Genomic DNA, 13,690 nt, shown 5'->3' with positions numbered 1-13,690 from the left:
GGTGGCGCTCGCCGGTCTCTTCCCCGTGCTGCGCCTATGGTGGCAGATGCTGTTCATGGCATTTGCGCAACTGGTGGTCGGCCCCACCTTGATACTTAACGACACCACCATCGCCCATATCATTCCGACAGTCCGCACCATCAGACAGGGGTGGATGAGCATGCTGGGCTCGTTCAAATACCTGCTTGCACTCGACCCGCCGGTGGGGACGGCAGACGGCTCGCTCCTAGCCGTATGGACAATCTGTCTGTGGGCGGCGCTGCTAACCGGCATCTTCGCCGTCACCAAGGACGGACGGTACACCATAATCGCCGTCATCCCTATCTTGGCGAATGCGGCGGTCTGCGCGCTGCTCGGCTCCCCGACCGGATTCCATCGCATCGCCGCGGGCACCGTGACAGCCATTACTCTGGTGGCATGGATCAGCTCGCGATGGAATCTGCTGGAGCTGAGCCGGTGGTTGAGCAGCATCGTCATCGTGCTGATTTCGGCGTCGCTCGCGGTCGGTGGATGCGCGGTTATCGAACAGCACCGCGCCATCCTGCGCGACCATTACGAACCGCCGCTGAGCCCCTACCAGTACACTAGCCCGCTCAGCGGCATGCGCTCATACGTCAAGAACCACAAGGATGACGTGCTGCTGACCGTCACCGATCTGCCCGCCGGCTCCACCGTACGCCTTGCCGTCATGGACCGGTTCGACGGCAATGTGTGGAATCTGTCCGACTCTGCCATGGCCTCGGACTCTTCCAACTACCGCCGTGTCGGCACCAGTATCCGCAACACCGCGGAAGGCAAACGTTTTACCGCCAAATTCACAGTGGACAAAGGGCTGACCGACTATTGGCTGCCCATCGCCGGGGCCGCGTCAAGCGTACAATTCGCCAAAACGTCCGACGCCGATTCGTTCTATTACAACACCGACACCATGTCCTCCATCTACTCCGCACGCACCTACGCGGGGTTGTCCTACACGGAAACCGGCATCATCCCTCGCATGCCGACCGACAAGGAAATCGCCAAGGCGGCAACCAGCCCGATCAGTCAGCCCAAAGCCGAAGACGTGCCCGACAGCGTGGATAAACTCGCCAACGCCACGGCCGGCGGACAGGCCAGCGGCGGCGAGGCGGCGCAATCCATCGCGAAGCAGCTCAAGGAATCAGGCTGGTTCTCACATGGGCTGGACGGAGATTACCCCTCCAGTGCCGGCCACGGCAATTACCGTATCGACCAGCTGTTGGCGGGGTCCGCCATGGTCGGCGACAGCGAGCAATACGCTTCCGCGATGGCGTTGATGGCCCGCAGCCTTGGCATGCCGAGCCGCGTTGTGCTCGGGTTCCTGCCAAAGAACGATGAGGGCGACATCAGCGAAAGCCGCACCGAGAAGCACGGCTCATCCACCGTCACACAATTCACCGGCAACGATGTGACCGCGTGGGTGGAAATCAAGCTGGACGGATACGGTTGGGTGCCGTTCTACCCGACACCGAAGGAAACAAAAATCCCGGACGACAACCAGAACCTGGCTCCGCCGAATCCGCAGACGCTGGTGCGCCAGCCCGCAGTCCCGCTCACCAACCCCTTGCGTGACGACAATCAAGCCACCGGCGCATCATCAATCGGCGGCAGCATGGCTGATGAGGCACCGGACAACACGTCTTGGGCACGGTTCCGTACCATTGCCCGAGCGGTCGCCCTGTATGGCAGCCCAATCTGGGTGTTGCTCGCCGTATGTGCACTGCTGCTCGCCATCAAGGCAATCGCGCTGCTATGGGCGCGCAAGCACGGCAGCCCATCGCAACGCGTCGCTGCAGGCTGGCAGGCGGTCACCGCAACCGCCATGCAAAGCGGTCTCAGCGTTCACGGCACCAGAAACGAACAGGCGCAAGCCATCGCCAAGGAAATGAGCCTCACGCTAGACACGCTGGTCATGTTGGGCAAGGAAGCGGACTATGTCTCCTTCTCCGGCAACACCATCGATCAGCATCAAGTCGACCGGTATTGGAATGACGTCATCGAGGAACGCGCTGCCATGCTCAAATCGCTGCCGGCGTTACGCAGATGGCGCGCCAAGCTCTCGCTGCGAGGGATGTTCCACAAGACATGTTGCACGAGGATGACTTGGAAAACGCCCGGATGAGGCCGGGAACCATCAGTCCGACGCACCGCATGAACATTCGCCATCCGTATCAGTCCGGCGCCCAGCCCGGCGACGCGTTCCACCGAACCCACGCCCAGCACAATGATGAGCCCCGTCAAACCCGACGGCATGTCCCACCCAACACAGTGCCAAACCCGACGCTCAACTCGGCAACAAACCCTACGGCAGAGCCCAGCTGTATCGAAAACAACCTCAGCAGTAAGCTCCCCGACGGTACTGGTCCGCGTACGGCGCCTGGTCGGCAGGCACACCCAGCTTGTAGGCGGCGCGCAACGGCCAATACGGGTCACGCAACGCGGCACGGCCGATTTCCACAACATCCGCCTTGCCTTTGCGCACAATCTTTTCCGCCTGCTTAGGCTTGGTGATCAGCCCGACCGCGCTCACTGGAATCTCGGCCTCCTTGCGGATCGACGCGGCGAACGGCACCTGCCAGCCATCCTTGACCGGCACATTCACATGCGGGATGATGCTGCCGGTCGACACGTCGATCAGATCCACACCATGCTCCTTGAGCACACGGGACAGCTCCACAGTCTGGACCAGATTCCAACCGCCGGCGGCCCAATCGGTCGCGGAAACACGCACCACAAGCGGCATGTAGTCGGGAATCACCTGGCGAACGGCATCTACGACTTCGACCACCAAGCGCATCCGGTTCTCCAGCGAACCGCCATACTCGTCCTCGCGCTCATTGGTCAGCGGATCAAGGAATTCCGAAAGCAGGTAGCCGTGGGCTGCGTGGATTTCCACCATATCGAAGCCGGCAGCCACAGCACGCGCCGCAGCATCGCGGAACTGTGCGACGATCCCGTGGATTTCATCAACGCTCAGCTCGCGCGGAGCATCCAGTTTCGCATACGGGATCGGGCTCGGGGCGACGGTCTGCCAGCCGCCCTTGTCCTGCGGCACATTCTCATGGATATATCCCAGCGAGAAACTGCCGGTATTGCCTTTCCTGCCGGCATGGTTGAGCTGCACGCCGATGCGAGCTCCGGTCGCTTTCGCACCTTCAACAATCCAACGCCATGCTTGGATCTGGTCGTCATTCCACAGGCCGACATCGCATGGGGAAATACGGCCTTCCGGGCTCACCGCAGTGGATTCGACGATGACCATGCCGAACCCGCCGATGGCGCGGGAGACATAATGCTGATAGTGGAACGGCGTCGGCTTGCCGTCCTGCGCGTACACCGAATAGGTGTCCATCGGAGGCAGCCAGATGCGGTTGCGCATCGTCAAGCCGCGCAGCTGGAACGGCTCGAACAGCTTGCTATCGACGCGGGACTGTCCCTTGTCGCGCTTCCCCTTGATGCCCTTCACTTTCGTGGTCTTATCGTCTTTCGCCATATCGACTCCTTTCAACGGGCCACGATGAACCGCCGAGGGCTGTTCGATGCCGTTCGACAACTGGCCCATGCGCGAATCGCCCGTGTTGGTCTCTCGTGTGCCTCCATTTGCATTGTATGATGTCCGGTTGCAAATCGCCGGCAGATTTGGTGAACAACGGACGAACAAACGTCCGCCGAGCATCTGCCCAACGTCCGTGCACCGACTTCGGCGCCGATCTGCGACGAGGCGACGGTCCGCGCCGATTCGCAACGAAATACGACAGGAGGCGACCCGCAACCGCGAATCGCCTCCTGTGTGGCCGTCGTGCCGATGCCCCAGCCGAATCACTTCATATATTGCTCGGCGGGTGCGCCGTAATCGTTGTCAATCGGCGCGTTGATTGCGGCTAGATACGTGTCCACGAATTCCTTCCACGCCGGAGACGCGATGTACATGCCGTACCAGGTGCCGTGGCTGACCCCGTTGATGGTCTTGCCGGAGAAGCTCTCCTGCACCTCGGCGTTGCCGACGGCGACAAATGCCGCCACCTGGTTGGGCACGAACCCGGCCGTCAACATATACGTCTGCTCGTTGGTACCGGTTTTCGCGAAGGTCTTGCGGTTGTTGTCAAGTTGCGCTGCTTTCGCCTCGCCCTTCAACACACCCTGATTCAAAGCATATGCCGTGGTCTGGGCGATTTCCGGAGAGATGGCCTGATGGCAGTTCGCACTCGGCACTTTGATGCTCTTGCCGTTCTGCTTGATGACCTTCTTGATGGCGATTGGCGTACATTCCACACCGTTCGCCGCGATGGTCGCATACACGTTCGCCATGGTCAGCGGGGAAGCCTGAACGGAACCGATGATCATTGGCGGGTTGAACGAGTTGGCCGAGTAGACGTCCTCCTGCCCCAGGATCGCATTGTGGTAGCCGACGGTTTTCGCCGCATCCGCGATCGCGCACAGGCCAATCTGCTGTGTCATGGACGCTTGCGTGGTGTTATGCGATTTGATCAGGCCCTGCAACGGGGTTTCCTGGCTGACGGTACCGCCTTCGGAGTTGTGCAACGACCATGTGCCGTGTCCGGAGAACTTCGAGCAGTTGAAGGAACTGTTCGCATAACTCGTGTAGGTTCTCAAGGATTCGTTGATGGAATGCCCCTGCAACATCCAGGCGATCATGTTGATCGGCTTCCACGTGGAGCCGACGTTAAAGCCGATACCTCCCCCGTCTTTCTGGTCGACCGCATAGTTGATGGATGTTCGTGTCGGATCGGTTTTCGCCGCATCCGTCGCATCATAGGTTCGATTGATCCCAAAGCCGAGCACTTCGCCTGTCCCCGGTTTTATCGCAGCTATCGTCACTTCGAAGCCTGTGGGGTCATCGACCGGAATGGTGTCCCTCGCGGCTTTCATCGCGGCGTTATTCGCGTTGACGTCCATCGTGGTGTAGATTTCCAAGCCGCCCTCGTTCAGCAACTTCTGCCGGGCTTGCGCGGTTTTGCCGAATTCCTTGGAATTGAGGATCTGGTTGGTCACGTAGCTGCAGAAGAACGCGGCATCGCCGGCCACCTGACACCCTTGTTGCACGGACTGGATGTTCAGCGTATCTTTCAGCGGGGTGGCTTTGGCTTTGTCGTGCTGCGTTTTCGTGATGAACTTCTCTTGAAGCATCAGGTCCAGCACAATATTTCGCTGTTCTTCAGCGGTTTTCTGATTGGACTCGATTGACGGATCGTATTTCTCCGGGTTCTTGGTGATTGCCGCGATGGTGGCCGCCTGGACGACGGTGAGTTTCGCCGCGGTCGTGTTGAAGTAGCGTTTCGCCGCCGCTTCCACGCCGTACAGGCTGCCTGAGCCGAACTGCGCGATGTTCAAATACCCTTGCAGAATCTCATATTTGGAGTATTTCTTCTCCATCTGCACAGCGATGAGCATCTCACGCAACTTGCGCGCGACGGTGTCCTCGGAGGCATGGTATTCGGCGATTGGGTCATCATCTTCGCGGGCCTTGACCATGAGCACGTTCTTGACATACTGCTGGGTCAGGGACGAGCCGCCCTGGGTGTCGCCCTTGGCTACGTAGGTCTGCACGAACGCACGCAGCACGCCCTGGACGTCGACGCCGGCGTGCTCGAAGAATCGGCGATCCTCGCGTGCGACCACGGCACGCTGCATGTATACGGAAATGTTCTTGATTGGCACGACCTCGCGGTTCTGCGCGTAAAACGAGGCGATCACCGTCTTGCCGTCGGACGCGTACAGCGTAGATTTCTGCGGCAGGCTGGTCACATCGAAATCAATGCCCTCGACAGTCAGGGATGGTGCAAGCGCTTTCGCCGCGTTGTTCGTCCCGAACACGGCGGGCATCGCCATCAGGCTCACGACGACGCCTCCGGCGATACAGAGGGTCAGATACGCGAGCAGCAAAGCGAGCGCACGTCGAGCGGTCAGGGAGTTCTTCTTGGGCATGTGCCCCATTCTATGGTGTCGCCTGTACCATTACCGCGTTGCCGCTCGCACAACGGCACGGTATTTGCACATTCCGCCGGAAATGCAGAAAAGACTGAAAACAAGCCGAAAATCGGCCTATCGGAGAGCGGATGCATTGTGGAAACCACCACCCGACGGCCTCAATCCGAGTGAACGAATCCCGTACCGGCTCAGCGCTTGGAACGACGAATCAACGCTCCAGGTTGGTAGATGACGATGCTTCTGCCGTCACGCGCGATCCACCCGCGGTTCGCGAATTCGGTCAATGCCTTGTTCACCGTCTCGCGGGACGAGCCGACCAGCTGTGCCAGCTCCTCCTGGGTCAGATCGTGCGGGATCTTGACGCCGGCTTCTTCCGGTACACCGAAGCGGGACGCCAGATTGATCAGGGTTTTCGCCAATCGGGCGGGCACATCCATGAATACCAGGTCGCTGATGCGCTCGTTGTTTGCGCGCATACGGCGTGCAAGCACCTGCAACATGTCGACGGCGACACGCGGATATTGGTCGAGCCACGCGAACAGAGCGTCATGCTCAAGCCAGACAACCTGAGTCGGGTTAGAAATGGCGATCGCCGACGCCGTACGAGGCCCGCCTTCCGGATCGAACACCGGAATCTCACCCAATACTTCACCCGGAGCATGAATGCTCAGAAGTTGCACGCGGCCGTCGCTGGAACGCCGGGTGAGCTTCACGCGCCCCCGCTCCAGCAGATACATGCGGTGATCAGTGTCCCCTTCCGCGAAAATCACGCCGCCCTTGCCGAACTGCGCACGTTGCAGGTACGGCAGAAGCCGCGCCGCCTGCTGCTCGGATACCTGTTTGAACAGCGCGGTGCGCAACAGGATGTTGTCAGGCTCGGGCATCGCGTTGGGCTTGGGCATGACCATGGGCTCCTCCTTGCCGCTTCGCTTGGCATCGATGCGACACATACGGCACCCATTGTATCCCGGTTCCCGACGAAATCGGCGCCGTTCCCCGGGTTGATGTATGGATCACATGGGTCAATGTTGCCGGTGATTGGCACCGCCGGCGGTCGGCCGGAGCTTCTTCGGCAGACATCAGTACGGTACAGCGCAATACCACACGCAGCTTTGCCGCTATCTGCGGTATCTGTAGTACTTCACACAAGCTATCTCGCGTATTTGTGTGCGTCGGCGGCTGATACCTGGAGTATGCCCGTTGGAATTGCGCGGGTGATACTTGCGGTATCGGGTGCATACGCACACAGATAGTGAAGATATGGTCGGGGAGGTACTACAGATAGATAAGATGCACGCTCGGCGGTACTGCAGATCAGTACCGCAGATATGCAACTGCCGCTAACAGGCACCGGTTCGGGTCGCCGATTGCACGGTCCCGGCTGGGTCAAGCTTTGCATCGCATTGGCTACACACCTCATACGTGCGCACTCACGCGAACGGCGTGACACGGGCCGCCACTCGGACAGCGTCACACGAACGGCATCACACGAACGGCAATGTGAAAGGCATCACCGCTGGTTGCTGACGACGCGCCGCTTCAATCAGCCGATCGACGATTTCATGCCGGCTCAACCCGGTTTGCGAGCGCAGCGGGTCCACGCGTTTGATGGCGGATTTCACGGCCTTGTCCGACATCTTCTCCTGCGAAACCCGCAGTACGCGGGACATGGCGACCGCATCGATGTCGTAGGCCATGGTCACGTGATGCAGCACGGCACCTGGCCCTTTCCCGATCGGCGGGAACCGTCGCTGGGCGGCCCCTGCGATCTTCCCCGAGCTTGACGAGATGTCGTTGATTGAGCTGAACGAAGCCTCGATGCCCAAATCGCGCAGGGCATCAATCAGCCATTGGTCGCACAGCCGATAGGATTCCTCGATGTCCATGCCGGCGACGAAATCACGCGGGGCATACAAGGAGTAGGTGATGGTGTTGCCCGGTTCGATGAACATGGCTCCCCCGCCCGTGCAACGACGGACGACGGTGAACCCGGACTGCTGCGCCTGGTCAAGGTTCACTTCGTCTTCGAGCGACTGGAATCTGCCGATGACGACTGCGGGCGCGGCCCACTCCCAAAAGCGCAAGGTAGGCGGCATCTTACCGGCGGCGACACGCTCAGCAAGGCGGATATCGATGTCCATTTGCTCCTGGGGCATGCGGGGAGTGTCGTGGATGACTTCCGGTTTCAGCGCCTGCCAGCGGGCTCGACGACGTCGTTCCGCCTTCCGTTCGGCTTGTTCAATGGTGCGATGCGCTTGACTGGATATCGTGGCCGCGTGGCCGCGTGACGATGCGGTATCGCGTATCGCTGTGGAGTGCAGTACCGCACCGCCGTTGCCGACCGCCCGATGGAATGCGATGAGGAACGCGTCGGCATCGGCACCAATCAACTGGACGTGCGGATGGGCGGAGAATACGGCGTTGAGATCGTCCCCGTGCCGCAACGCATCCGCGAGCGCGCCCAACACGACCTGTTGCTCGGATTCCTCGCCTTCCATGAAGAAATCGCCGTCAATGCTGCATGAGGTGATGAAGCCGGCGGGGTCACACGCCACCGTGACCCCGACAAGCTTGCCGCCTGGAGTTTTATATTCACCGCGCATAGGGCAGATCCTCAGTCCTGAAGCTCGTACCCCTTGCCGTCCTTATGCCATTCGCTACCTGTAGACGACGTCAGGATGAGAATGCCCTCAATCAGCCCCCAGATACCTGCGATAACAGGACCAATGAGCACAATCCAGCCGATGAGCGTCAACAACAGCTGAGCCACCGCCTTGCCGGTGTTGCCGAGGTAGAAATTATGCACCCCGAGAGAGCCGAAGAGGATACCCAGCAGACCGGCTGCGATTTTTGATTTCTGGCCGACGTATCCGTACCCGCCGTAGTTCGCCGGCGGATAGGGGTAGCCTTGCGCAGCTTGATACGGTTGCTCGTACGACTGCTGATACTGCTGGCAGTAGGGCTGCTGCTGGTACTGGTAGCCCTCGCCCATCGCCACTCCGGCCGCCGGGTAAGCTGCCGACGCTGCAGGCTGCTCGTACTGCTGCTGCGGAGACGCGTACTGGTATCCCTCTTGATATTGGGTGGTTGGGGTGTTGCCTTGACCATAGGTGTATTCCTGCGATGCCGGCTGGGAATACTGTGCATCCCCGGGCTGATCCGACTGGGACTGACCGTACCGACCGGGCGCGGGCTGCGGTTGCGCGGATGACTGCTGATTGTACTGCTGCTCGTACGATGACTGCTGGTTATACGCAGGCTGCCCAAACTGCTGCGGCTGGGCGGACTGCTGCCCGTACTCCTGACCGTATTGGGGTTGCGGAGTTTCCGATTGCGGTTCCGGAGCAGCCTGCGCGGACTGCTCGTACTCTGACTGCTGCGATGCAGCCGGCGCGTACTGGGACTGCTGCGGCGCTTCCTGACCTGTGATGTCGGAATTCTGGCTGTTCTGGTTATTTTCTTCCATACCGTCAGTATCGCATAACCCATGCCTTTGCTGATGCCGAAGCCACCGCCCATGGACATCCAGCGTCTGCAATGCGAAACCCACCGAAACCACACCCCCGTGGACGTTCAATCACAAGCAGGACCGCCAAACTCGGTGTACTTCACGTCACGCCACGCATGCCCCGACATACGCAACCTGACACATCAAGTACAATCCGCCACCCCGCGTGCCATCGCGTGCAAACCCCGCACTCATCCACCCAACTCACAGAATCTTAACAGTGGACATGGGGGTGATTACGATACAGAAAATAAACCGCCCTGCATCCCCGTGCTGTTGTTGACTTCTTCCGTTGCACAGGGTTGCAGGGCGGCGCTCACACGCTTGTGGCGTGAGAGGTATCAGATGCGCGCCAAGATGTCGCGTCCCACTTCTTCGGTGGTGCGCTTGGTCGACCCGAGTTCGGCGATATCCGCTTCGACCGCACGGTCGATTTTCGCGGCGGCCTCGTCGAATCCGAGATGGCGCAGGAGCATCGCGCTCGACAGCACGGCGGCCGTCGGGTTAGCGATCCCCTTGCCCGCGATATCCGGTGCCGACCCATGGATTGGCTCGAACATCGAGGGGTATTCGTTGGAAGCATTGATGTTGCCGGAGGCGGAGTATCCGACGCCGCCGACCACGGCACCCGCCTCATCGGTGAGGATGTCGCCGAAGAGGTTGTCGGTGAGGATTACGTCGAAGCGCGAGGGGTTCGACACGAGGAAAATCGTGGTCGCGTCGATATGCAGGTAGTCGTGCGTGACCTGCGGGAATTCCTCGCCGACCTTGTCGACGATCCGTTGCCACATGTCGCCCGCGTTGACGAGCACGTTCTTCTTGTGCACGAGCGTGACATGCTTCTTGCGTTTCATGGCGAGCTGGAAGGCGTAACGGACCACGCGCTCGACACCAAACGCCGTGTTGATGGACACCTCGGTGGCCACTTCGTTCGGCGTGCCGCGACGGACTGCACCGCCGGCACCGCAGTACAGGCCTTCGGTTCCTTCGCGCACGACGACGAAGTCGATGTCGCCTGGGTTGGCGAGCGGCGAAGTGACGCCGCGGTACAGCTTGGACGGGCGCAGGTTGATGTACTGGTCAAGCGAGAAACGCAGCTTGAGCAGCAGGCCACGCTCGAGGATGCCCGCCTTGATGCGCGGGTCGCCTACTGCACCGAGCAGAATCGCGTCGGTGCCCTTGATGCGTTCGAGATCCTCGTCCGGCAGAATCGCGCCGTCGCGCAGGTAGCGTTCCGCACCGAGATCAAAGTTTTCGTAAGTAAACGACGCCACGCCGTCAGCCGCTTTTTCGAGCGCGGCCTGGGCGACGGGGGTGACTTCCTTGCCGATGCCATCGCCCGGGATGACGGCAATCCGATATGTCTTGGTTGTGCTCATGTTCGCGACAATAGTCGGTTCACCCGCAGCCGAGACACGCGTATTCCGTCAGTTGGACACCAGTCCGAATGATGGAATTACGTCCGCATTTCGGCCAAATTCATGGGTTTTCGGCATGATTGTCCACAAGCCCGCTATCGGCTGGCGAGCGCCCCGGACACCAACGCCCGGCCAAAGACACCCGCCCGATGCCCGATCAAAGCGCCTGTCCAAGGGCGCACACCCCAAGACGCCCGGTCAAAGACACCCGGCTAAAGCGCACGCCCAAATAATCCCTATCTCGTGATGCCCATAGTCGCCAGGCACCACGCGTTCTCGTACGAAATCTCGCGCCACTGACGGTACCTGCCGGACGTCCCGCCATGTCCCGCTTCGGTTTCGATCTTCTCGACGGCATCCACGCCAGCCGCCTGCAAGCGAGCCACCCATTTGAGCGGTTCGACGACAAGCACGCGCGTATCGTTCATTGACGTGGTCACGAAAATCTTCGGGAAGGCGCGCGCCCGCGGGTCTCCCGGTTCGGGAGCGTTTTCATACGGTGAATACGATTTCATGTACTCGTACACCGCGCGGTCGTGCAGCGGATCGCCCCACTCGTCCCATTCCGTCACCGTCAACGGCAGCGATGGATCAAGAATCGAGGTCAGCGCATCCACGAACGGCACGTCCGCCTCGATGCCCGCGTAACATTCCGGAGCCATATTCGCAATCGCGCCCATGAGCAGGCCGCCCGCCGAGCCGCCTTCCGCAACCGTACGCGCCGGCGAGGCGAGTCCCATGCGTTGCAGCTCCCGTGTCGCATCGACGAAATCCTCGAAGGTGTGCTTCTTGTTGAGCCGCCGCCCCTGCTCATACCAAGCACGACCCATTTCCCCGCCGCCACGAACGTGCACGCACGCGTACAGCACGCCGCGATCGAGCAGACTGAGCCGGGCAACCGAGAATCCGGGGTCGGAACTGACTTCATACGCCCCGTACCCGAGGATGAACATCGGGGATGACCCGTCAGCACGAATGCCATAGCATGCCGACTCGCCGGGTTGCGCAGACAGTTTGTCGCGACGCCACACCAGCGACACGGGGATTGATTCGCCGTCACGTGCGCGCACCCAGATGCGACGTTCGGCGTACCGGTGGGCATCGAAATCGCCAAGTACGCGGGCCGTTTTGAGCAGCGTGTCCGCGCCCGTGGTCGGATCAACCTCATGCAGTTCGCCGGGTCGGGTGTAGCTGCCGAAGGAGTAGCGCATGCGCGGAGCGTCATAGGACGGATTGCCGGCGGCCACGATGGAATACAGCCGCCCGTCGCTACCGCGGTCATTGGTATCGTCGCTCACATCATCGTTCGTACCAGTACCATTTTTGCCACCATCGTTCGCGCCATCGTTCGTACCATCCGCGCAACTATCGCCGGCACCTGCTTCCGTCAGCGGCGGCGGGACCAATTCGCGGAATCGCCAAGGACGCCCCGCAAGAAAGTCTTGGGCGGCATCGGTTTTCGCCATCACGGCGAGATGCGGCAGACTATCCGCGCGATACGACAGGGCAACGAAATGCCGATGCAATGCAATCCCGTCGATGGACAACCCACGCGCACCCTGCAAAATCGCTGGGTTGCGCGGATCATGATATGGCGTGCCGACCGGCATGTCGGACGCACCGGCGAGCGCCACATCCCCCTGTTCGCAACCATACGGCGACCCGGCCGCCACGCACACGCCTTCGCCGAGCCGGTACGGCGGCTTATGTGATCGCATATCGATCACATCAATCTCAAAATTCGGATTCGTCGCGTTATGGTCTACAACGGCGACCGGAATGTCTTCACCATGTTCGCCGGCGCCCTCGAAACACGCGAAACTCACGTCATACTCAATACCCTCACGGCGCGGGATGAACGAGGTGAACTCCCCCGTCGGATCGCTTGCGGGGAGCATGAGCACTTCACTGGTGGTCTTGGACCCGGTGCAGATGACCACATGCCGTTCGTCGAAGCTCAGGCCGACACCCACCCAGAAGCGCTCGTCCTGCTCGCGGAACACTTCGACGTCGTCGTCAACCGGCGTGCCGACGCGATGCCGGAACACCGCGTATGGACGCCATGCGTCGTCAAGCACGGTGTAGAACACCCATGCGCCGTCGGCCGTGAAGCACGCCCCCGCAATGCCTTTGAGTACCTCTGGCAATTCACTGCCGTCATTCAAGTCGCGAATTCGGAAGTCGTAGCGTTCGTCGCCTGCAGTATCGACGCCGTAGAGCAGCCAGCGGCCGTCATGGCTCACGTCCATGCCGCCGATGCGGAAGAAATCATGGCCCTGTGATTCTTTGTTCGCGTCGAAATACACCTGTTCCCCGGGCATGGAACCCGGTTCGGCCTCACGGTCGATATGTGGCGGATCCCAATCATCCTCACCACGCACGGGAATGCGGCAGGATGCGGCGTATTGGCTGCCTTCCCGGGTCCGGGAAAAATACCAGTAGTCGTTCACTCGCGTGGGGACTGACATGTCGGTTTCCTGAACATGCGAGGTGAATTCCTTGAACAGGGTTTCGCGCAGATGGTGCAACGGAGCCATCCGGCGTTCGCAGTAGGCGTTTTGCGCGGCGACGTAAGCGGCGAGTTCCGGAGAATCCTTGTCGCGCATCCACTCATACGGATCGTCGAACGCATCCCCGTGTTCAATCCGCCGGTGGGGCTCCTGCTTGGCGTACGGCGGGTTGTCGCCGGAGCCCAAGCCTGAACCGGACAAGCCTGAATCGGATTGCGAGCCCTTGCCGCAAAGCCCTTGCGGACGGTCGTCATTGCGCTGTTCGTCACTCATAGGCACCATCGTAA

8 protein-coding genes are annotated in these 13,690 nt (G+C 60.6%); 1 reads left to right on the top strand and 7 read right to left on the bottom strand.

Annotation, left to right across the window (positions count from 1 at the left end; all coding sequences use genetic code 11):
- The first annotated feature begins 55 nt into the window (after window positions 1–55).
- Window positions 56–2,140, top strand: coding sequence for a transglutaminase TgpA family protein (locus ACZ41G_RS01690; RefSeq protein ID WP_464145573.1), 2,085 nt, complete (start codon window positions 56–58; stop codon window positions 2,138–2,140).
- Window positions 2,141–2,353: 213 nt separating this feature from the next.
- Here the strand turns inward: ACZ41G_RS01690 and ACZ41G_RS01685 are convergent, their stop codons facing one another.
- The 7 genes from ACZ41G_RS01685 to ACZ41G_RS01655 all read right to left on the bottom strand — a co-directional run bounded on the left by ACZ41G_RS01685 (window position 2,354) and on the right by ACZ41G_RS01655 (window position 13,604).
- Entirely contained in the window at window positions 2,354–3,694 is a 1,341-nt protein-coding gene (locus ACZ41G_RS01685; RefSeq protein ID WP_464145571.1) for an NADH:flavin oxidoreductase/NADH oxidase, read from the bottom strand.
- A 143-nt stretch (window positions 3,695–3,837) separates the two neighbouring features.
- Window positions 3,838–5,964, bottom strand: a complete 2,127-nt coding sequence (locus tag ACZ41G_RS01680) for a transglycosylase domain-containing protein (protein ID WP_033507405.1) — start codon at window positions 5,962–5,964, stop codon at window positions 3,838–3,840.
- A gap of 191 nt (window positions 5,965–6,155) precedes the next feature.
- Entirely contained in the window at window positions 6,156–6,875 is a 720-nt protein-coding gene (locus ACZ41G_RS01675; protein WP_033507404.1) for a Crp/Fnr family transcriptional regulator, read from the bottom strand.
- Window positions 6,876–7,451: 576 nt separating this feature from the next.
- The gene (locus ACZ41G_RS01670; RefSeq protein ID WP_464145569.1) at window positions 7,452–8,570 is read right to left on the bottom strand and encodes a lipoate--protein ligase family protein; all 1,119 of its coding nucleotides are present in this window, start codon (window positions 8,568–8,570) and stop codon (window positions 7,452–7,454) included.
- Window positions 8,571–8,581: 11 nt separating this feature from the next.
- Window positions 8,582–9,433, bottom strand: coding sequence for a TM2 domain-containing protein (locus ACZ41G_RS01665; protein ID WP_464145567.1), 852 nt, complete (start codon window positions 9,431–9,433; stop codon window positions 8,582–8,584).
- Window positions 9,434–9,816: 383 nt separating this feature from the next.
- On the bottom strand, window positions 9,817–10,854 hold the full coding sequence (locus ACZ41G_RS01660; RefSeq protein WP_015449955.1) for a 3-isopropylmalate dehydrogenase: 1,038 nt from the start codon (window positions 10,852–10,854) through the stop codon (window positions 9,817–9,819).
- A gap of 275 nt (window positions 10,855–11,129) precedes the next feature.
- The gene (locus ACZ41G_RS01655; RefSeq protein ID WP_464146169.1) at window positions 11,130–13,604 is read right to left on the bottom strand and encodes a S9 family peptidase; all 2,475 of its coding nucleotides are present in this window, start codon (window positions 13,602–13,604) and stop codon (window positions 11,130–11,132) included.
- Window positions 13,605–13,690: the final 86 nt, after the last annotated feature.

The sequence above is a fragment of the Bifidobacterium porcinum genome (assembly GCF_055378475.1).
This window is presented reverse-complemented; position numbering and strand designations above follow the sequence as displayed.

What these genes read in the sequence shown, in the direction of transcription:
- ACZ41G_RS01690 (WP_464145573.1), top strand. Translation starts at nt 56, where the DNA reads ATGGCATTTGCGCAACTGGTGGTCGGCCCCACCTTGATACTTAACGAC.
- ACZ41G_RS01685 (WP_464145571.1), bottom strand. Translation starts at nt 3,694, where the DNA reads ATGCTCGGCGGACGTTTGTTCGTCCGTTGTTCACCAAATCTGCCGGCG.
- ACZ41G_RS01680 (WP_033507405.1), bottom strand. Translation starts at nt 5,964, where the DNA reads ATGCCCAAGAAGAACTCCCTGACCGCTCGACGTGCGCTCGCTTTGCTG.
- ACZ41G_RS01675 (WP_033507404.1), bottom strand. Translation starts at nt 6,875, where the DNA reads ATGGTCATGCCCAAGCCCAACGCGATGCCCGAGCCTGACAACATCCTG.
- ACZ41G_RS01670 (WP_464145569.1), bottom strand. Translation starts at nt 8,570, where the DNA reads ATGCGCGGTGAATATAAAACTCCAGGCGGCAAGCTTGTCGGGGTCACG.
- ACZ41G_RS01665 (WP_464145567.1), bottom strand. Translation starts at nt 9,433, where the DNA reads ATGGAAGAAAATAACCAGAACAGCCAGAATTCCGACATCACAGGTCAG.
- ACZ41G_RS01660 (WP_015449955.1), bottom strand. Translation starts at nt 10,854, where the DNA reads ATGAGCACAACCAAGACATATCGGATTGCCGTCATCCCGGGCGATGGC.